We start from the raw sequence: 18,044 nt of genomic DNA, 5'->3' as shown, positions 1-18,044 counted from the left end.
TTTTGAGTGCGGGGACAGGTGCGGGTGTCAGCGGCCGATTGCTCCGCCGATGATGCCGCCGACAACACCTCCGATGAAGGCTGCGCCTGCCGGGTTGATGCCGCCGCCACCGGTGTTGTTGTTGGTGGTGGGCGTCACGCGTTGCGGCGTGGTCGTTGCCGTGTTGGTCCGGCGGGTCGTTGTTGCGCTCCGGGAGGCCGTTGCAGCCCGCTGCTTGCGCCGGATTTCCGCGATATAGGCAGAGTACTGGGTTTCGGTCTGCGTGCTCAGCAGGGCGTATTGGGCCGCGGTAAAGTAACCGGTACCGGAGAAGCCGTTCGCTGTCTGCCATGCGGTTACGCCCGCCCGGGTTTTCGGACCGAATGCACCGTCAGGACGCCCGACCTTGTTCCCGGTCAGGTTCAGCCGTGTCTGAACTTCCCGGCGCTTGGTCCGGTTCCAGCCGAGGGCAGCTTCCGTTTCTTCGGTTCCGGAAGCTCCGAGCTGCGGATTGGGAAGCGTGGTGTTGGCAGCACTTGCCGGGTTCACGGACGCAACCTGCTGGCTGGATTCAAGCCGCTTGATGGAATTGCGTGCAAATCCTGCAAAGGTGCCGTTCGGATAGGAGTCCAGGTAGGACTTGTAGTCGGCGACGGTGTTGCTGGCCTTCACGGTTTCCCAGACAAGCTTTTCCCGTTCCCACGCGATCGTGGATTGGGTAGTGGCCGCGCTGGCTGAGGGAGCCGTGCTCGGCGTCGTGACCGTGGGCTGAGGTGCCGCGGTCGCGGTGTTGCCAAGCGAAGCGACTTCTGTCGGCTTTCCGGACTGTGCCTGCTTGTTCAGGAACACCTCACCGATCAGAGAGGCGTTGACCCACGGACGCTGCCGCTTTTCCGTTGCCTCATAGACATCGCCGGTGACACGCGTCATCACGGTCTGGATCGATGCATTCGGCGTATCGATGTGGCGTATCAGTGCGGATGTGAACGGTGAGTTGCTGCCTTCGCCATCAAGGGCAACGTCGCCCGGGCTCGTGGCAAATGCGATCACCGACCCTTCACCGCCGGTTTCCTCGATCTTGATTTCTGCAAGGCCTGCGCCGACACTACCGGACCGGCTCGGTCCCATTCGGCGTGCCAGCGTGCGCGCCAGCGGGTTGTCGCGGCAGGCATCCAGGAACACCATCTGCACCTTCACGTCCTTCGACATCTGGCGCATGATGAAATCGACCGAAATGGTTTCGAAATCCAGCGAGGTTTCGTCTTCGATCCTGGCATCGACCGGTATCAGGAGGTTTTGTCCGGCAATCTGCATGCCATGGCCCGCATAGAAAAGAACGGCTATTTCCGCGCCGTATGCTTTCCTGGCGAATTCCATTACGGATCGCCGCATATCGCCATAGGTTTGATCCTGACCCGAGACGACGTCAAAGCCGAGGCCACGCAACTTCGTGGCCATCTGCTGCGCATCATTGGCAGGGTTGGGAAGCTGTATCGTATTTTCATAGGCGCCATTGCCGATGACAAGGGCAACGCGCTTTGCAAGTGCTGGAGCAGTTCCTGCTATCACTATTGCCAGCACGGCGATCATTCGTTTGAACATGTCCTGTCCTCTCGTCGATCTAGTTGCCTGTCGGTTTTTCCGATCTTACCACGAGGTCTGCGTCCTCTTGGAATTCGGTATACCGCGTGCGGCATTACGTTTCTGTAATGCGTATCACAGGAACCGGGTTTTGACGTTAAGCCTCCATGTCCCAGGTCCCGCCTGGGTACTCCTCCAGTGGGGCATGCCGATCCGGTACGCATACTTCGATCCGGGGCCATCATTATACGCAATTGGTTACTGTAAAGCCAAGGTAACGTTGCGTTCCGGCGTTACTTCCTTGTTGGATTAACAAAGCGCTTATGGCCCCCGGAGTTTGTGTAGCCGGCAAAGCATGTCTGTAGCATTCTCCAGGCCCGGTAAAAGGGTGAAGGGAGGATTTTGCCCTGTGATGCGTGTCACGCTGCCCGCCCTCGACATTTGCTATTCTGCTGGCAAAGAGACGATGCAGACATGCGGGCTGAGAATTGCCCGCAATACAGGGAGCCCGTTCAATGGCTGGAAAGGCGGATATTCTCAATCACATGCGGCGCGAGCATGTCGGCATTTTCCTGTCGGCGGCACGGCTTTACAAGGTTGCCATCCTAGTCAGACGCACCAACATGGCGTCCATCCAGCATATTGGCAAGGATTACGCTACGCCCAAGCGTCTCGACTGCAAGGCGAAAACCGCTGACGCCAACGTGACGCCGAAAGGCTGCAGGATCCCCGAGGCCAGACGCGGCAACATCGCCGGTCTGGTTGCGGATCCTGCAATGGTCGGGCCGAATGCCTACACGGATGGAAAATACGCGAAAGCGCTGGAGGCCTGGCGCTCCTTTTCCAGCCAGCTTCGTCCGGAAATGTCTTCATATGAAAAGCAGAAGCAGCTGACTTACGTTCCCGGTGGCGGACAGTATTTTGTCGAGCGCAATCCGGAGGACCCTTACTTCGGTTGCGTGAAGTTCACGTCCAGTTCGTTGATCTCTGCGGGAAAGTGCATCCATGGAGACTTCGATCTCTACGGCATCGTCGACATGGACATGCCGGATCAGATCGTTCGCGTTCAGGAGGAGAGGCTTGGACAGGTTCATGCCCGCTCGCCGAAGTTTTTCGACGTTCAGAATTTCGTCAACAGCCGCATCGGTGTGCCGATGGTTCTGCATGGGTCACAGGAAACCTATGCTTCGCGGCATGAAAAGGATGATCTGGACGTGTTCTTTCCCGATGGACGCGTCGATTATGCCGGTCCGACGGCGGAAAAGATCGAGGAATTTTACCAGACGGAATTCCCTGGACGGACGCTGTTCCGAAAAGGCGATCCTGGACAACAGATCAGGGGACGCTACATGGCACCCAGCCGATAGCAGTAGCAAGGAAACTGCCGCGAGAGGCGGTTTCGGTGTGTCGGTTCAGTTATTGTGCCGGGAAGAAAATGGCACGCCCAACGGGACTCGAACCCGTGTTTCCGCCGTGAAAGGGCGGCGTCCTAGACCGCTAGACGATGGGCGCGCGGTCGACGCGGCTGCGTCGTGGGGAGGCTTATAGGCGGGAATGGACTTGCCCGCAAGAGCCTTTGAGACAATTTTTTGCAAGCCCGGAATTCCGGGCTTGCGTCTGTTGAAAACTGCCTGAAACTACCATTCGCCGACATTGGGCATGGATGCCCAGGGCTCTTTGATTTCAAGGGCTTTGCCCTTTTGCAGAAGCTCGATTGAAATGTTGTCCGGCGACCGGACGAAGGCCATGCGGCCGTCTCGCGGCGGACGGTTGATGATCACGCCATTGTCCTGAAGGTTCTGGCAGAAGGCGTAGATATCGTCCACTTCATAGGCAAGGTGACCGAAATTCCGCCCACCTGAATATTCTTCGGGATCCCAGTTGTATGTCAGTTCCAGAAGCGGAGCGGCGGTCGTCTTGCCCGCTTCCACATCGTCGGCACCTGCCAGAAAGATCAGCGTGAACCGGCCCTGTTCGCTTTCAGTGCGGCGGATTTCTGTCATGCCCATCTTGTTGCAATAAAAATCGAGCGAAGCTTCAATGTCGGTTACACGAACCATCGAGTGCAGATAACGCATTTTCAATCCTTTTCCTGATCGCGGGAAATCCGAAGGTCAACGGGTCCGCCAATGAATGTCATCACCAGCCTGTCCGAAGCTCAGGAGTTTGTGGCACGATTCCGGGGCGGTTCCTACCGGCGGATCGTGGCACTGACGGGGGCGGGTATCTCGACGGAGTCGGGAATACCCGACTTCCGGTCGCCAGGAGGGATATGGTCCCGGCGCCAGCCCGTTCAATACCAGGATTTCGTCGCATTCGAAGAAAGCCGGCTTGAAGATTGGGACCGGCGATTTGAAATGCTCGGTTTTTTCGAAAAGGCAAGGCCGAATGCAGCGCACGTGGCGTTGACCGTTCTTGCGCAGTCCGGCCTCCTGCAAACGCTTGTCACCCAAAACGTCGACGGGCTGCACCAGGCTGCGGGATTTCCCGCTGACAGGCTGATCGAGATCCACGGCAATTCGACTTATGCCACCTGTCTCTCCTGCGGTGCCCGTGCTGAACTGGAGCCACAAAGAACGGAGGTCGCAGCTGGCCGAAGCCCGCTTTGCACCAGGTGCGGCGGTTATCTGAAGGCTGCGGTCGTCAGCTTCGGCCAGCAGATGCCGGAACAGGAACTGCACCGGGCCGCGCAGGCAGCTCAGGAATGTGACCTGTTTCTTGTACTCGGGTCGTCGCTGGTCGTGCAGCCGGCGGCACAGTTGCCTGTGCTTGCCGTCCGACGCGGGGCCGATCTGGTGATTCTCAACGGACAGGAAACGCCGATTGATTCTCTTGCGTCAACTGTCGTTCGCACGCCCCTTGCGCAGTCATTTGCGAATTTTGCGGAAGAATAGCCAAAAATAACGCAAATGGTCTGTGGTTAGTTCGACAATTCCGCTTCTCGCTATAAAGCGCGATGTTATCCTTTTGTTAGGAATCAGCTGGGTGGTGAAACAAATTGCCACTGGCTCAATAATGCGGACCAGAGACGGGACAAATGGCTATGGGGGTAAAAACCGCACGGGCACCCCGCGAGCTCGAAACACTGACGGACGATGTTGCTGTCGATGTGTTTGAGATCGCCGGAACGATTAAGTGGTTCGATGTTGGTAAGGGCTACGGCTTTATCGTGCCGGACAATGGCGAGACCGACATTCTGCTTCACGTTACCTGCCTGAGACGCGACGGCTACCAGACCGCCTATGAGGGCGCGAGGGTGGTTTGCGAAGTTTTGGACCGGCCGCGCGGCTTGCAGGCCTTCCGTATCCTGTCCATGGATGAATCGACGGCGACCCATCCATCCCAGCTTCCACCTTCCAGAACCCATGTTCAGGTCGTGCCGGAAAGCGGTTTTGAAAAAGCCACCGTCAAATGGTTCAACCGCGTCAAGGGTTTCGGCTTCCTGACCCAGGGAGAAGGAAGCGAGGATATTTTCATCCACATGGAAACGCTCCGCCGTTTCGGCATCACGGAATTGCGTCCGGGTCAGGACGTCCTGGTCCGGTTCGGCCAGGGGCCGAAGGGCCGCATGGCCGCCGAAATCCGGCCCGTGGGAACCGGCACGCACATTCCTGCCTCCCACTGATCACGATCAAACCGTTTCGCTCATTTTCCTCGGCCGGACTTGTTCCGGCCTTTTTGTTTGCCGAGATTGTGTACCAGTGTTGACCTGGCTGGCGCCAGCCGCAGAATATGGTGGGCAGTCCGTCCGGTTTACGCCGTGCAGTCGCGCGAGGGAAGGGGAATTGGCCCCGGTTTCTGTGCAACTGATTTCAAAATGGGTATTGCCGACCGCAAGTCAGGCCGCTTGAAAGGGCTGTTCATGTTTTTGAGGTTCTTGCGTTTTTCCGCCATTCTGATCGCGTTGTCATTTTGCTTGCAGCCGGCGGCACGGGCCGAGACCACGGGTAAAGGCCAGGATGCGCTACCGAAAGAAACCCTGATTGTTGAATCCGGCGGCAAGGAGCACCGGTTCGTGGTGGAAGTGGCCGCAAGCGAGCAACAGCGCGCCATGGGCCTGATGTTCCGGGAGGAAATGGCGGCCGATCACGGCATGCTCTTCGTGTTCGAGGGCGAGGGGGACCGGTATTTCTGGATGAAGAACACGCCGCTGCCGCTCGACATTCTGTTTATAGGCGCAACCGGCCGGATCGTCGGCATCGCCGCCGACACCATTCCCTATTCCGAGGCGGTGATCCCGTCCGGCGCTCCGGCCAGGTTTGTGTTGGAACTCAATGCAGGTACATCCGCAAGGCTTGGCATGAATGTCGGCGACACGGCTTCAAGTCCGTCCATGAAGGTCGAGTAATCACTCCAGGCAGTGACAAGGCTGCGGCACGTTGTTCAAGATTGGTCAAAATGCTGTCCACAGTCCGCCGCCGTGCACTGCAGCTTTCGCACTTGACGCCCAGACGGAACGCGGCTAAATCCCTGCCAATCAACGGATCGGGGTATAGCGCAGCCTGGTAGCGCATCTGGTTTGGGACCAGAGGGTCGCAAGTTCGAATCTTGCTGCCCCGACCATTTTTCCAAATTTTCTGGATAGCGACCTTGCGGTGCGGCAGTGCCTTTGTTGGCCCGTCTTCGCCCTTACCGGTCGAACGCCTTCAGAAGCAGCGACATGACCTTCAGGAACTCGTCGCGCTTTTCGGAAGACAGCTCCTGCAAATCGCAAGCGTCGTAGTCCTGCGTCAGGATGGTCTCCCACATGTCGGTCAGGTGCGCGGCGTCGACTGCCGACTTGAGATTTCCCGGCCGTGAAGCCGCTGCAAGAAAATGCTGCGGAACACAGATGTCCGCGTTCTTGAGAAACGCCAGCTGCATGCGACTGCCTTACTTTCTGCGACATGGCCGGCATCCAGACCGGCAACATCAGCTCCCTCGGCGACTCAGCCTGTCAACCGGATCGGGCTCCACTGGAAGCGCCTTCCGGCTTGGCAAACTCACCTTCGGAGAGGTGGTTGGTTCCGTGCAGCCTGTCGTCCCGTCACCGGTACTTTGCATCGAGAGATGAGATGCCGGCGGGTTGTAGGGCGTGGTTGCACATCTCTACAACACCTGAACCGGTCGTTGCTTCCACAAGAACGCTGTTGACTTCCGGGGAAAAGCCGGGAAAAAGCTCCTAGTGCGGGAAGCACCGGTTTCAGGTGCCGCTCGCAATGGCTAGAAGTGAAACTCCGCGGATTTGATTTAGGGGCACTCTCACATGGTTGCGCGCATCTACCGACCGGCGAAAACCGCCATGCAGTCCGGCAAGGCGAAGACCCAGCGCTGGGTTCTGGATTATGAGCCGGAAGTCGCGAAATCGGTCGAACCCTTGATGGGATATACGTCTTCTTCGGACATGAAGCAGCAGATCCGGCTTTATTTCGAAACCGAAGAAGCTGCCGTCTCATACGCCAAGCGCCAGGGCATAGCCTACCGGGTGGAACAGCCCCAGGACCGGAAGGTGCGGGGCGCGGCCTATGCCGACAACTTCAAGTTCAACCGGGTTGCTCCCTGGACGCATTGACATCAGGAGCCAGGCGGGACCTGGTTCCGGTTCTGGACTGGAATGCCTGTTGATACCGCTGAAAGCGGATCGACAAATACAGGTGTTCTGTCGCATTAGACAAAATACGCGCAGGCCATGCCGCGCTCCTGAAACAGGGCCCCGTAGCTCAGCTGGATAGAGCACTCGCCTTCTAAGCGAATGGTCGCAGGTTCGAATCCTGCCGGGGTCGCCATTTCCCAATTGTCCAGCCTGAAACCATAAGTAACGTCTTGTACCGCTTGCTGGTGACAAGCCCGCCTTCGGTATACCTGCAAGCCCGCAGACCATGCCTGCGTTCATCGTGGTATGTCCTCAACCTCTTTTGACAAGGCCGGGAGGCTGTGGGACGATTTGACGTCCCAGAAAGCCAAGGGAGGGCCTGTCATGATTGGCTCGAAATCGGCATTGATATGCAGTCTTGCACTGACAGTTTTCACCGGACCTGCGCTTGCCGACACAGTGAACTTCGACTTCATCGCCAAAACCAAACAGTCTTCGGTTCCGTATATGACAGGAACGGGAGAAGGCGTGATCCATCTTGCCAGCGAATGGCTGCCGATCGAGGCTCAAGGAACACCGCTCGACGGCGCTACAGGCAGCTGCTTCGGAACAGCCGCAATGGCTGCCGGAAGAATGACCGGTGACGGATACTGCTCCTACACTGACACGGCAGGAGAAATGGTCACCTTGCGCTGGTGGTTGGCCAATACCGAGAAAGCAGCCGGGTACTGGCAATTCATCGGAGGTACCGGCAAATGGGCGAGTGCTGTCGGTGGTGGCCGATGGCTGGACATGCCGGGCGAAAAGGAAGGAATGGGCGCGGCACACATCACGGGAACGGTCGAGTTTCCCTGAGCCGCAAGAACCGAACGGCATGCAGTTCTTTGCAGCCGCGCTTGCCATCTATTCGAAAAGCACGCCTTGCCCGTCCGCGTCTGCGTTGCGGACGGGCAAGGCGTTTAAAATCGTTCGTTCCGCTTAGGCGTTCTCTGATCGCGTGCTTTCCAGATTCTGCTGCCCGACCATAAGCGGCGTGATCTTGGTTTTCAAAAGCGTGTCGAGGTCTTCAGAACCGTCTTCCAGGGACTGGAGCGCCATGTCGAGGAAATAGGAGCAGAAAGTCCGACCGTCCTTGTCCGCTTCTTTTCTCGTATAGCGAATCATTCTCTTGATCGCTTCCACGGTCGGCTCTTGTGAAGCGTCGACGAGGTCCGGTTTGCTAACTGTTTTGGACATAATACCACCCACCAATATTGGTTTTGCCGTTTGCAGCAAGGCTGCTGTGACCATCCGGGAAAGAGCATGCTGTTGCGGCGTGAAATAAGCGTGATAAGGTGCTGTTGTGTTTCAGGTTGTAATTTATTCTCAGTTGCGCGATGGCAACCTGTAAACAGTTCGGTTCATTTACGGGGATTTGATGGCAAACGCTTACTGTTTTGCGTGCCTCGGCCGGCCGTTGCTGCTCGACACCAATGGTGAGCCGGTTGCGGTTAGAACCCGTAAAGCCTTGGCAATTATGGGTTTTTTGAGCCGTGTAAACGACATGGCGGCCCCGCGTGAAACCCTAGCAGATCTCTTCTGGAGCAATGCGGACCGGTACAAGTCCATGCAGTCGCTGCGCCAGGCGCTCCGGCAGCTGAAAACCGCTGAGCAGGACGCCGGTGTTGATGTGGTCAAGGCGACGACAGGCCATGTTCACCTGGATGCTTCTGCGTTTGTTACCGATTTGTCACATCTTTCCGCACTGCTCGGCAAGGGGCGGGCCGTGGATTTTCGCGAGGCGGAGGATCTGTGGCGCGGGGAATTCCTGACGGGTTTCGACGAAATCGATCCGGAATTTTCCGACTGGTTGATGGTTGAGCGGGAACGCATCCGCTCGGAGATTACATCTGCCGCGCTTCAGCACCTCAACAAGATCAGAACCGACGATGGCGGCGTTCAAGTGGAGGCCGGGGCAAGGTTCCTGCTCAAGACAGATCCGGCGCTCGAGGCGGCTCACCGTGTGCTGATCCGGCTGTACCGGAAGCTGGGACAGCAGGAGCGTGCCGAGCAGCAGTATAAGGCCTGTGAACGCGAGATGCGCCTGCACCTGGACGCGGAACCGGACGAGGAAACAAGAGCGCTCCTGGACGGTCCTGTCGAAGCCGGCGTCGCGGACCTGGCTTCCGGCGAGACCGGCGATAGCTCGGCCGGCGGCGGTAGATTGTCCAACAGAGAAGACATCATCCGCCTGCCGGAAATTACCATCGTTTCCGCGGCGATCTCCCATCCGGTTCCGGCGGATGCCAGGAACCTTAGGGATGAAATCGTCGCCGGTTTGTCTTCGTTCCGGTCTTTCGATCTCTTTCAGGCTGAATATTTCGGCGACGAAGGCGAGATCCAGCCGACGCTTCTTCAGGGCCATGAACTGGGCGCTTACGTGCTGCGCTTCCGGCACAACGAACGCAGCGGGAAAATTGCCGTGCAGTTCGAAGACCGGTCTGATGGCCGGATCGTGTTCAACGAGATCGTCGATCTCAATCACTGGGACACGCTGCAGACGGCGGCCAGTCAGACGATCAACCGAATTCACCTGTTTGCCACGGACAAGCTGCAAAATCCCGGGAACAATGCCGCGTTTGCGCGTTGGTGCCAGGTTGAGGCACTGATGTGGGAGTTCAATCCACAATCGGACAAGAAGGCGCTGCAGATCCTGAGTGACCTGGAAAGGCGGCACAGCAATTTTTCGCTGGTTTTCGCGGCCAAGGCGCTGATCAACATGAAACAGCTGTTGCATTATCCGATCGAGGACCGGGAACTGGGGCTGGCGATGGACGGCATCCTCTCCCTTTGCGAACGTGCGGTCATGCTGGACCCGTGGCAGCCGTTCAATCAAAGGGCCCATGGATGGGCACTCATTCAGTCGAACATGTCCGAGGACGCGCGCAGAGCCTTTCTGCAGGCCGGACGCCTGAACGCCGTCGATCCGGCCAACCTGATGTCGGTGGCGGAGGGGCTGGCCTTTTCGGGAGATGTAGCGCAGGCAAAAGAAAAAGCCGACCTGGCCATGTCACTTGTGGTTTCGGTACCAAGGCCGTTCTACGAATACTATTCAAATATCTTCTTTGCCGCCGAAGACTTCGACACGGCGGCCAGGTTCGTCGAAAAGACATCCTTCAACAGCATTGCGGGGCTGACGACGCGGGTTGCGTCACTGATTTGCGCTGGCAAGGAAGATGAAGCCCTGCAAGTGCTGGAACGCCACGGCGACAAATACGAAAAGATCATCCAGAACACCGGACTGGCGCAGGAAGGTCCGGAAGAGTGGGCCCGCAAGGTCAATCTCTTCCAGGAACCGAAAGCGCGAATGAACTACGAAAAGGGCGTCAATCTGGTGAAGAAATACTTCTTCGGAGACAGGGCCGCGCTCAGATAGGCTGGGAAAAGGAGTTGGCGATAGACGTCAGATAGGCCGCATTGCGGCTTTCCAACAGTCGGTCGTCCAGCTTGAAAGGCAGAGCGACGGACTTTTTGTCCGGCGTGTCGATGACCTTGAAGGAAATCAGTCTGGTCACGTTTTCGGGCAGGCCGATCCTGGCGAGTTCGCCTGCCGGATCCTGTTTCAAGGCCGCTAGCGCTTTGGGATTGAGACGGGCTTCGGCAAGAAGGCGTCCAAGGGCGGCGATATTGTTCCGGTAATAGGGGAAACGGGCCATGTGTGCCTCCTGGATGGCGGTCAGTGCGTCCAACGCGGCGGAGCCCGGAGCGCCATGGAGCAGGTGTTCCGGGCCCGATTTGTGCAATTACCTGGGCAATTCCTTGTAGACGCAGCTTCCCAGGGCAAGTTTGCCGAGTTCTTCGAAATAGCTTTCGTCTTCTGCTGCTACGCGTTCGGCATCTACTTCCGCCGGCACGATCAGGTGCACCATGTCAGCCGTATCCGCATAGATGGTCACGTCCGGCTTGACGCCGGCTCCGCGCAGCGTTTCTGCAGGCCTTTCGATCAGTCGCGTACGTGTCACCTCATCCTGGATGATCGCGCCAAGTCTTACGCCAAGTTCCAGTTCTTTCGAGAAAGTCTTATCAGCGTGCATAGTTAGCCTCCAGAAGTTAAAGTTGCGGTTTGTGCTAGCTGGTGGTGGAATGGTCACGCGGCTATACAGAAACAAGTCAAGCGTCAGTAAATAATTGTTAAATGACTGTTTACGAGAGCTTGACATCTTCCTACTAAAACGTAATGCGGAAGCATAGAGAGCATCAATAGTGATATGATTAATCTACTATGAGTACAATTGTAGCGGGAAACTAAGTAAAGTATGATAAATTAGCGGCTTGTTGGTCCGGATACGAGGTGGCGTCTTGTCGTGGCAAGAGACACTCAGTCTTTCCCCTGGAGTGGTTTCTGACCTGATCCGGATTGGTGTGTTGCATCGAAAGTCACATGCTTGCGGAGAGGTGTTGGAGTTAGCCGACGACTCCTTTCGTCTTTTCCTGCCGGTATTGCGTTCGTTCCAGGTCAAGTTGGCGCCTGTCGACCGCGACGGTTGCCCCGTGAGTTTTTGCACCGGCATCGTGACAGCGGCAGCCGGCAAACCAACGCCGGACCAAAAGTCGGCACAAATCTTTCCTGCGGGTGGTCAGGGCATGAGTGCAGTGAGCGCAGCTGCAAGTTGTCTTGGAGAAATTGCGGAACGCCTAAGTCTTTGCTCGCAGGGCGAAAGTGACGATAGGGTATTTTTTTCCAGGAATTCGCAATTAGAGGTTGGGTTGTCTGAACTGACCGGCCTTAGCAAGGCGCAGGAGAGATGTCTGGCCGGAAAGCTTGGCTTGGATTACCTTCCCGGCGAGGATCCTGCTGTCAACTGGAAGGCTCTTTCGGATCGTAGAGTGATGCTTCGTTCTCTGACTGGTGAAGGAGACGCGCAATGCACGAGTCTTGGCGTGCTTTTTGGTGAAATGGAGCTTGTATCCGATCGGGACATATCCCTTGCATCGAGCAGTGGTTGCGCTGTCTGGCGGGATATGGATGGGGCAAGGCAACGAGCCCTTCTTGAGTTGGTTGAGCGAGATGCTGTTGCCCAGGGCTGGTACAACCGTCTGGGGATAACCGGGATCGGAAAGGCGTTCTTGGCGGAAATTCTCCCTCGAAATCTGCTCGACTTCCTTGCAGACCGCAGGAGGGAATGGAGCCTTCATCTGGTTGAAACGGATCTCGCCGCATGGGTCGTAATGGCACTGTCCTATGAAAGCGGAGGCCGCAAATGCGCGTTTGGCTCATCGGCAGGTTGGAATTTCTCCTCAGCCTGCGAGGGGGCGCTTTTGGAATTGCTGCAGGCGGAATTTTCTCTGGAACTTATGGAGCGCGCTCATGCGGTCCCGACCGGTAATAGCGGAGACAGGCAGACGTTGCCGAGACAACTCGTCTTCGCTCGTGAGCAGTCCATTACGGATCACATACCGCTTGCCGCGGCTTCAGATGCCGATGAGACGAGCTTCAATCAAACCTATTCCTATGAAGCACTCTTGCAGAGCTGCAAAGATCGTGGATTGCGGATTTGGGAATTCAATGCCACGCGGTCGGACCTGAACATTCCCTGCGTGAAGCTGTTGTCGCCGGACCTGTGCAATTGGGAACCACGGTTCGGCAAGAGGAGGCTGTTTGACGGCGTGGTTCAGCGCGGTCTGCGGTCGGCGCCTGCATTTGAGGCTGAATTTGCTGCCCGGCCATTTCCGTTTTGATCGATAGACAGCCCGGTTTTGCGACGATGGCAGGCATAAATTACACATGCCGGTAGGTGTCTGTTCGCTGTCGGCATGACAGTTGGGTTTTTCGTCCGGACAATATTTGCAGCGGGAGGAACCCCCGCTGCAATTGTTACCTGATGGGTCCACCTGTGACAGGCCGTCCGTCTTCAAGAGGCCGTGCGAGCGTCATGACCCAGAAATTGCGCCATTTGCCGTTGTTTCTGTTCGTACGGGCGATGCCGACGCGGGTGACATATGGATTAAGAAGGTTCTTGTTGTGGCCTGCGGAGCCTTGCCAGCCGCGGAAGGCGGCACCGAAATCCGCATAGCCGGCCCCCAGATTTTCCGCTCCCGCGTAATTGGCGTAACCGGCTTTGTCCAGGCGCTGCGACAGGCCGAAGGCACTGTGAGCCCATGTGTCCATGCTGTCTCGTTCCGCGATGTGGCGCGCCATTTTTTGTGACACAGCATCGAGGGCAGGGTCATGTTTCAGTGAGGGCAGTCCCTTTTGGGCCCGGTAGGAATTGAGCACAGACATCATCTGGCTTTTGTCGACTGGCTGATCCGTCAGAACAGTTTTGTCTTCAACATCATTCTTGCCGGGCAGGGCACTGCAGGAGGCGAGGGCAAGGACAAGCAGGCCGGCCAGAATCGCCTTCAGGTATCCGCTCGAGGCGTGCAGGGCGCACATCAAGCTTCGTCTCCAGGCCAGAGAACGCCTTCGTCAGCGAAGAAGTGATGCGGTCCCGGGTAATTCTCCACGTAGGCCATGTGGGTCACAACACCTGTTGTGCTCGAATGATAGTGCAGGAAATAGGCAGCCGGTTCGAAATTGAACAGGGCCGGGCCGTTTTCCGTGAGGTCCAGGACAACCTGATGAGCCGTGCTCGGGGCGAGGGTCATGACTTTGCCGGCGAAACTCGCAATGATTGGGCGGTGCAGATGTCCGCAGATCAATCGTTCCACATGGGCCTGCGGGGCAATCACTTCCGCGAGGGCAGCGGCATCGACAAGACCGATATTGTCCATGTGGGTGATTCCGGACAGCGCGGGCGGATGGTGCAGGGCGATCAACGCCGGCTTTGTGGCTGATCGCAATGTGCTGTCCAGCCAGGCGAGCTGTTCCGTGCCAAGTTCCCCTTGCGGTCTGCCGGGCATATGCGTGTCCAGGGCAATCAGTTGAGTTCCGCCGATATCCACCCGGTATGAGATCTTTCCCTCCCGGGTTTCCGAAATTCCCGGAAAATCTGCAAAGGCCTCTCGCATGCCGTCGGTGCTGTCGTGATTTCCCGGGATCAGATAGACGGGCATATCCAGTCGGGAAAGCAACTCGCGGCCGACGGCATACTCACGCGGATCGCTGCCGTCCGTGAGGTCGCCCGTGATGACGAGGGCATCTGGTTTGGGCGTGAGGGAAAGCAGAGAACGGATTGCGCGCTCCGCGAACATGTTGGTGTCGGAAACGCGGTAGCACGCCAGCCCTCTCGGGCGCAGGTGCAGATCCGTCATGTGGGCAATCAAAGTCATGGGAAAACCTGAAGACTCAAACGGGTGCCTGGAACTCGGGACGATAGCCCAGCGGGCCGAGAGGGCAAGCACTAGTTTCCCTTTTTGAAAAGCTCATGTAGGAGATGCGATCAAGGGTTTTGTCAGTTCTCCGCAGTGACGGAGCATGTATTGGATTTGACCATTGATGGCAGAAAAGAGTGAAGCAGAAAACGGGAAGCCCATTTTGGAGCGTGAACAGGCGTCGTCTTCGCAGTCCGCAGATGGTTCCAAAATAGATGAGGGAACAGTTCGGTCCTTGGAAGCGGGTGCGCCTGCAAATGCCTTCAAGAAGCCGGTCTGGCTGCGTCTTTTCGGACATGACCTCACCGCACCTCTGCTGCTCCTTCTTCTGTCTCTTGTGCTCTTCGTACCCGGTCAATGGACCGTTCCTCCGCTGGACAGGGACGAGCCCCGTTTCACCCAGGCCACCAAACAGATGCTGGAAACGGAGGACTACGTCGATATTCGTTTTCAGGATCAGGCGCGTCACAAGAAACCAGCCGGGATCTACTGGCTGCAGGTCGCGGCGGCAAAGCTGACCGGACACGATGCGAAGGCACCGCTATGGGTCTACCGGTTGCCATCGCTGATCGGGGCGGTCGTGTGTGTATTGGCGGGATACTGGCTGGCGCGTGCCTTCATGGGCCCCGCCGGAGCCTTGCTGGCCGGCGGTTTCATCGCAACGGCCATCATTGTGGGTGTGGAGGCGCGCCTTGCAAAAACCGACGCGGCCCTGTTTGCAGCCATAATGATCGCGCAGGGCGCTTTGGCAAGGATCTGGCTGAAAGACGCCGGCCACCGGTTATGGGGGCTCGGTTTCCTTTTCTGGACAGCGCTCGCCGCCAGTGTGCTGATCAAGGGGCCTGTCGGACCAATGGTGATCGGCCTCACGGTCGTGGGCCTGATGGTCTTGCGCAGGAGGGTGCGCTGGTTCAAGGCATCCTCACCCTTGTTCGGGTTCTTATGGTTCGTAGTTCTCGTCTCGCCGTGGTTTGTGGCGATCTGGATCGCCACCGACGGAGCCTTCTTCACCGAGGCCATCGGCAAGGATCTTCTGGGCAAGGTCGGGCAGGGGCAGGAAGGACATGGTGCTCCTCCGCTGACGCATCTTGGGGCCATGTTCGGAATATTCTGGCCACTGCCGGCATTTCTTCTGATCGCAGCTCCCCTGATCTGGCAGGAGCGCAGGAGCCCGCTCGTGATCTTTTGCGTGGCCTGGTTCGTGCCGAGCTGGATCGTGTTCGAATTGGTGTCCACCAAACTGCCGCATTACACCATGCCGCTTTTGCCGGCCCTTGTCCTTCCTGTCGCCGCCGCCCTGATCGAGGGAGCCGGCACATATTCTGCCCGCTGGTTACGTTGGGTTTCCGCGATTTTGCTGGCCGTTCCCGGTATCGGACTTGCTGCGGGCACCTTTGCTGGCCCCTTTGTGCTCGGTGCGTGGCCGTCCCCACCAGGTGCTGTTGTGACATCCGTCGGTGCAGTGTTCGCGGTCCTGGCCGCCGCGCGTCTGCTGCGGGGGGCTGCGGTGCACGCCTTTCCCACGGCTGTCTTGTCCGCAATCTGCATCGCCATAGGCGTTTGGGGGTTCGTCGGGCCGGCCCTGACGCCAATCTGGGTCAGTCCGCGTCTGGTTGCTGCCCTGGATGACATTCCTGGTTGTGCGGACCGGGCCGACAGACAGGTGGTGACTTCGGGGTTCCACGAGCCGAGTTTCATTTTTCTGGAGGGAACCGGGACCCGAATAATCTCGCCAGGAGGCGCTGCGGAATTTCTGAAACAACCGCCCCGGGAGAACGGGTCGCAATGCCGTGTCGCGGCCATAGAAAGCCGGGAAGAAGCGGCCTTTTTGGCGGCCGCCAAAGAGATTGGTCTTGTGCCGGAGGTTCGAAAAAGGGTAGACGGCCTCAATATCAACGGTGGTGACAAGGTCGACATCGCCCTTTATCAATCGGTCAAACCGGCTCCGGGTTCAGAAAACGGCAATGACGAGCAGCAATAAAAAGGTCTGGCGAATTCTGGCGCGACTGCGCGGGAATGTTAGGCGGGCTGCAATCCTGTTTTATGGGCGAACGGCTCGGGCGTACCACAATCGCGATCCCTTGCCGCCCGGGCAAAGGCCTCAGGATATTCTGGCGGTGCTGCTTCTGACCGTCGGTATTGCAGTGGTGGCTTTCGACGTGCCGACATACCCGTGGCTGAGATCCTTGCCGGGGGAATACCGCTCGGCATTCCGCGCGTTTACTGATCTCGGGAAATCCGACTGGATACTTGGAACGACGGGAGCGGTTTGCCTGATTTTGCTGATGCTTGACGCCGGCCGTCTGGCGTTCCGGCTTCGTATGGCAATAGGCGCCGTCTTCACCTACGCTGCCTTTGTCTTCTACGTGGTTTCCGCAACCGGCCTGCTGGCCATTGCCTTCAAATGGACGCTCGGACGCGCACGCCCGAAGCTCTATGAAGTCGTGGGCCCCGTCCGGTTCGACTTCCTTGCCTTCGATGGAACCTACACCAGTTTCCCTTCCGGGCATTCGACGACGGTTGCCGCGCTTGCGACGGCACTTGCCTTTATCTTTCCCGCCTATCGCTGGTTGATTGTGGTCGGCGCCTTCTGGCTTGCGTTCAGCCGGGTCATGGTCGGCGCGCATTACCCGAGCGATGTCATTGCCGGAACTTTGCTCGGCATGACCTTCACCTTTTTCACGGTTCGGGCGATGGCGCGACGGCGGATCGGATTTCACCTGTCCGCTGCCGGCAAGATACAGCCGAACATGAATGCACTTTCTGCAAAGGCCTGCGTTCGGACGATCTGGCAGGTTGCGCGTGGACAACGCGGAACCGGCCGGGTTCTCCTGGACGCTCAGGATTTTGAAAAAACGGAACGGACGAACTCATGACGCAAAGCTACCTTGAGGGGCAGGCCGCAAACAAAGGCCTTCTCGCTGTCACGGTCGTGGTTCCCGCCAAGGATGAGGCTCAGAACCTGCCGATCCTGCTCGATGAGATCGAGGCAGCGCTCAAGGAGCGCCCGTTTGAAGTCATCGTTATTGACGACGGTTCGTCCGACGGTACGGATATCGTTCTGCAGGACTATGCGGCGACACACGACTGGCTGCGGCCGATCCGCCATGAAAAGTCTTGCGGTCAGAGCAGCGCGGTTCGCACCGGCGTCAAGCATGCCCGCGGCGACGTGGTGGCCACCATCGACGGTGATGGCGAAAACGATCCGGCCTATATTCCGGCTCTGCTCGATGCCCTTGAGGCGGCAGGCCCCTCCGTTGCACTGGCCGCCGGCCAACGTCTGGGCCGCAAGGCCAGCCTGGCCAAGCGTTACGCGTCAAAGTTTGCCAACAAGCTCCGGGGTGCCATCCTGAAGGACAACACGCGCGACAGCGGCTGCGGCTTGAAGGCGCTGCGCCGGGAAGTGTTCCTGCAGTTGCCCTATTTCGACAGCTGGCACCGTTTCCTGCCTGCCTTGGTGATCCGCGAGGGCTACGGTGTGACGCATATCGACGTACAGGACCGTCAGCGCCGCCACGGAACCTCCAAATACGGCATTTTCGACCGGGCGCTCGTGGGCGTACTGGATCTTTTCGGAGTGTGGTGGCTGCGCCGGCGCCGCAAGAAAATTCCTGAAGTC

19 protein-coding genes and 3 tRNA genes are annotated in these 18,044 nt (G+C 57.9%); 13 read left to right on the top strand and 9 right to left on the bottom strand.

All coding sequences use genetic code 11. The features are described 5' to 3' along the window. Positions 1 to 27: 27 nt before the first annotated feature. Entirely contained in the window at positions 28 to 1,581 is a 1,554-nt protein-coding gene (locus ACQY7U_RS21640) for a caspase family protein (RefSeq protein ID WP_428649193.1), read from the bottom strand. Between the two features lie 494 nt (positions 1,582 to 2,075). Here ACQY7U_RS21640 and ACQY7U_RS21635 point away from each other — a divergent pair, with 494 nt between their 5' ends. Then, positions 2,076 to 2,927 carry a hypothetical protein gene (locus tag ACQY7U_RS21635; RefSeq protein WP_428649190.1) on the top strand — a complete coding sequence of 284 codons (852 nt, stop codon included), beginning with the start codon at positions 2,076 to 2,078 and terminating at the stop codon, positions 2,925 to 2,927. Between the two features lie 69 nt (positions 2,928 to 2,996). Here the strand turns inward: ACQY7U_RS21635 and ACQY7U_RS21630 are convergent. Together ACQY7U_RS21630 and ACQY7U_RS21625 are read right to left on the bottom strand one after the other, a co-directional pair. After that, positions 2,997 to 3,072: transfer RNA gene (locus tag ACQY7U_RS21630), tRNA-Glu, on the bottom strand. A gap of 125 nt (positions 3,073 to 3,197) precedes the next feature. After that, entirely contained in the window at positions 3,198 to 3,638 is a 441-nt protein-coding gene (locus ACQY7U_RS21625; RefSeq protein ID WP_428649187.1) for a VOC family protein, read from the bottom strand. A gap of 51 nt (positions 3,639 to 3,689) precedes the next feature. Here ACQY7U_RS21625 and ACQY7U_RS21620 point away from each other — a divergent pair, with 51 nt between their 5' ends. The 4 genes from ACQY7U_RS21620 to ACQY7U_RS21605 all read left to right on the top strand — a co-directional run bounded on the left by ACQY7U_RS21620 (position 3,690) and on the right by ACQY7U_RS21605 (position 6,123). Further along, positions 3,690 to 4,454 carry an SIR2 family NAD-dependent protein deacylase gene (locus tag ACQY7U_RS21620; protein WP_428649184.1) on the top strand — a complete coding sequence of 255 codons (765 nt, stop codon included), beginning with the start codon at positions 3,690 to 3,692 and terminating at the stop codon, positions 4,452 to 4,454. 149 nt (positions 4,455 to 4,603) lie between these two features. Beyond that, positions 4,604 to 5,185 (top strand): cold-shock protein, encoded by a 582-nt coding sequence (locus ACQY7U_RS21615; RefSeq protein WP_428649181.1) that lies wholly within the window; start codon positions 4,604 to 4,606, stop codon positions 5,183 to 5,185. A gap of 237 nt (positions 5,186 to 5,422) precedes the next feature. Beyond that, positions 5,423 to 5,908 (top strand): DUF192 domain-containing protein, encoded by a 486-nt coding sequence (locus ACQY7U_RS21610; protein WP_428649179.1) that lies wholly within the window; start codon positions 5,423 to 5,425, stop codon positions 5,906 to 5,908. A 138-nt stretch (positions 5,909 to 6,046) separates the two neighbouring features. Then, a tRNA-Pro gene (locus ACQY7U_RS21605) sits at positions 6,047 to 6,123 on the top strand. A gap of 66 nt (positions 6,124 to 6,189) precedes the next feature. Here the strand turns inward: ACQY7U_RS21605 and ACQY7U_RS21600 are convergent. After that, positions 6,190 to 6,423, bottom strand: a complete 234-nt coding sequence (locus ACQY7U_RS21600; protein ID WP_428649176.1) for a hypothetical protein — start codon at positions 6,421 to 6,423, stop codon at positions 6,190 to 6,192. Between the two features lie 382 nt (positions 6,424 to 6,805). Here ACQY7U_RS21600 and ACQY7U_RS21595 point away from each other — a divergent pair, with 382 nt between their 5' ends. From ACQY7U_RS21595 to ACQY7U_RS21585, 3 genes are all read left to right on the top strand, one after another. Beyond that, the gene (locus tag ACQY7U_RS21595; protein WP_428649173.1) at positions 6,806 to 7,111 is read left to right on the top strand and encodes an ETC complex I subunit; all 306 of its coding nucleotides are present in this window, start codon (positions 6,806 to 6,808) and stop codon (positions 7,109 to 7,111) included. Positions 7,112 to 7,248: 137 nt separating this feature from the next. Next, positions 7,249 to 7,325: transfer RNA gene (locus ACQY7U_RS21590), tRNA-Arg, on the top strand. 191 nt (positions 7,326 to 7,516) lie between these two features. Then, positions 7,517 to 7,987 carry a hypothetical protein gene (locus tag ACQY7U_RS21585; protein ID WP_428649170.1) on the top strand — a complete coding sequence of 157 codons (471 nt, stop codon included), beginning with the start codon at positions 7,517 to 7,519 and terminating at the stop codon, positions 7,985 to 7,987. A 123-nt stretch (positions 7,988 to 8,110) separates the two neighbouring features. On the opposite strand, the gene ACQY7U_RS21580 is transcribed toward ACQY7U_RS21585, so the two are convergent. Beyond that, the gene (locus ACQY7U_RS21580; protein WP_428649167.1) at positions 8,111 to 8,368 is read right to left on the bottom strand and encodes a hypothetical protein; all 258 of its coding nucleotides are present in this window, start codon (positions 8,366 to 8,368) and stop codon (positions 8,111 to 8,113) included. 307 nt (positions 8,369 to 8,675) lie between these two features. Between ACQY7U_RS21580 and ACQY7U_RS21575 the strand changes: the two genes are divergently transcribed. Then, a complete protein-coding gene (locus ACQY7U_RS21575) occupies positions 8,676 to 10,547 on the top strand; it encodes a BTAD domain-containing putative transcriptional regulator (protein WP_428649164.1) in 1,872 nt (623 codons plus the stop codon). Here ACQY7U_RS21575 and ACQY7U_RS21570 read toward each other — a convergent pair. Next, positions 10,540 to 10,914, bottom strand: a complete 375-nt coding sequence (locus ACQY7U_RS21570; protein ID WP_428649162.1) for a hypothetical protein — start codon at positions 10,912 to 10,914, stop codon at positions 10,540 to 10,542. The genes ACQY7U_RS21575 and ACQY7U_RS21570 overlap by 8 nt on opposite strands. After that, entirely contained in the window at positions 10,915 to 11,205 is a 291-nt protein-coding gene (locus tag ACQY7U_RS21565; protein ID WP_428649159.1) for a hypothetical protein, read from the bottom strand. 364 nt (positions 11,206 to 11,569) lie between these two features. Here ACQY7U_RS21565 and ACQY7U_RS21560 point away from each other — a divergent pair, with 364 nt between their 5' ends. Further along, complete coding sequence (locus tag ACQY7U_RS21560) at positions 11,570 to 12,850, top strand: YcaO-like family protein (protein WP_428649157.1); 1,281 nt, start codon at positions 11,570 to 11,572, stop codon at positions 12,848 to 12,850. A 136-nt stretch (positions 12,851 to 12,986) separates the two neighbouring features. Here the strand turns inward: ACQY7U_RS21560 and ACQY7U_RS21555 are convergent, their stop codons facing one another. Then, entirely contained in the window at positions 12,987 to 13,547 is a 561-nt protein-coding gene (locus ACQY7U_RS21555; RefSeq protein WP_428649154.1) for a CAP domain-containing protein, read from the bottom strand. Then, the gene (locus ACQY7U_RS21550; protein ID WP_428649151.1) at positions 13,547 to 14,383 is read right to left on the bottom strand and encodes a phosphodiesterase; all 837 of its coding nucleotides are present in this window, start codon (positions 14,381 to 14,383) and stop codon (positions 13,547 to 13,549) included. Before ACQY7U_RS21550 ends, ACQY7U_RS21555 begins: the two co-directional genes overlap by 1 nt. A 277-nt stretch (positions 14,384 to 14,660) precedes the next feature. On the opposite strand from ACQY7U_RS21550, the gene ACQY7U_RS21545 reads away from it, so the two are divergent. The 3 genes from ACQY7U_RS21545 to ACQY7U_RS21535 form a co-directional block, all read left to right on the top strand. Further along, positions 14,661 to 16,406 carry an ArnT family glycosyltransferase gene (locus tag ACQY7U_RS21545; protein WP_428649148.1) on the top strand — a complete coding sequence of 582 codons (1,746 nt, stop codon included), beginning with the start codon at positions 14,661 to 14,663 and terminating at the stop codon, positions 16,404 to 16,406. Between the two features lie 136 nt (positions 16,407 to 16,542). Further along, the gene (locus tag ACQY7U_RS21540) at positions 16,543 to 17,301 is read left to right on the top strand and encodes a phosphatase PAP2 family protein (RefSeq protein ID WP_428649145.1); all 759 of its coding nucleotides are present in this window, start codon (positions 16,543 to 16,545) and stop codon (positions 17,299 to 17,301) included. Then, positions 17,298 to 18,044, top strand: a 747-nt coding sequence (locus ACQY7U_RS21535) for a glycosyltransferase family 2 protein (RefSeq protein ID WP_428649142.1), incomplete at its 3' end; no start/stop codon positions are given. The genes ACQY7U_RS21540 and ACQY7U_RS21535, both read left to right, overlap by 4 nt.

It is taken from the genome of Roseibium sp. (assembly GCF_050301095.1).
GTDB lineage: Bacteria > Pseudomonadota > Alphaproteobacteria > Rhizobiales > Stappiaceae > Roseibium.
The sequence above is the reverse complement of the archived record's forward strand: the minus strand, read 5'-3'. Positions and strand labels throughout refer to the sequence as shown.

What these genes read in the sequence shown, in the direction of transcription:
- ACQY7U_RS21640 (WP_428649193.1), bottom strand. Translation starts at nt 1,581, where the DNA reads ATGTTCAAACGAATGATCGCCGTGCTGGCAATAGTGATAGCAGGAACT.
- ACQY7U_RS21635 (WP_428649190.1), top strand. Translation starts at nt 2,076, where the DNA reads ATGGCTGGAAAGGCGGATATTCTCAATCACATGCGGCGCGAGCATGTC.
- ACQY7U_RS21625 (WP_428649187.1), bottom strand. Translation starts at nt 3,638, where the DNA reads ATGCGTTATCTGCACTCGATGGTTCGTGTAACCGACATTGAAGCTTCG.
- ACQY7U_RS21620 (WP_428649184.1), top strand. Translation starts at nt 3,690, where the DNA reads ATGAATGTCATCACCAGCCTGTCCGAAGCTCAGGAGTTTGTGGCACGA.
- ACQY7U_RS21615 (WP_428649181.1), top strand. Translation starts at nt 4,604, where the DNA reads ATGGGGGTAAAAACCGCACGGGCACCCCGCGAGCTCGAAACACTGACG.
- ACQY7U_RS21610 (WP_428649179.1), top strand. Translation starts at nt 5,423, where the DNA reads ATGTTTTTGAGGTTCTTGCGTTTTTCCGCCATTCTGATCGCGTTGTCA.
- ACQY7U_RS21600 (WP_428649176.1), bottom strand. Translation starts at nt 6,423, where the DNA reads ATGCAGCTGGCGTTTCTCAAGAACGCGGACATCTGTGTTCCGCAGCAT.
- ACQY7U_RS21595 (WP_428649173.1), top strand. Translation starts at nt 6,806, where the DNA reads ATGGTTGCGCGCATCTACCGACCGGCGAAAACCGCCATGCAGTCCGGC.
- ACQY7U_RS21585 (WP_428649170.1), top strand. Translation starts at nt 7,517, where the DNA reads ATGATTGGCTCGAAATCGGCATTGATATGCAGTCTTGCACTGACAGTT.
- ACQY7U_RS21580 (WP_428649167.1), bottom strand. Translation starts at nt 8,368, where the DNA reads ATGTCCAAAACAGTTAGCAAACCGGACCTCGTCGACGCTTCACAAGAG.
- ACQY7U_RS21575 (WP_428649164.1), top strand. Translation starts at nt 8,676, where the DNA reads ATGGCGGCCCCGCGTGAAACCCTAGCAGATCTCTTCTGGAGCAATGCG.
- ACQY7U_RS21565 (WP_428649159.1), bottom strand. Translation starts at nt 11,205, where the DNA reads ATGCACGCTGATAAGACTTTCTCGAAAGAACTGGAACTTGGCGTAAGA.
- ACQY7U_RS21555 (WP_428649154.1), bottom strand. Translation starts at nt 13,547, where the DNA reads ATGTGCGCCCTGCACGCCTCGAGCGGATACCTGAAGGCGATTCTGGCC.
- ACQY7U_RS21550 (WP_428649151.1), bottom strand. Translation starts at nt 14,383, where the DNA reads ATGACTTTGATTGCCCACATGACGGATCTGCACCTGCGCCCGAGAGGG.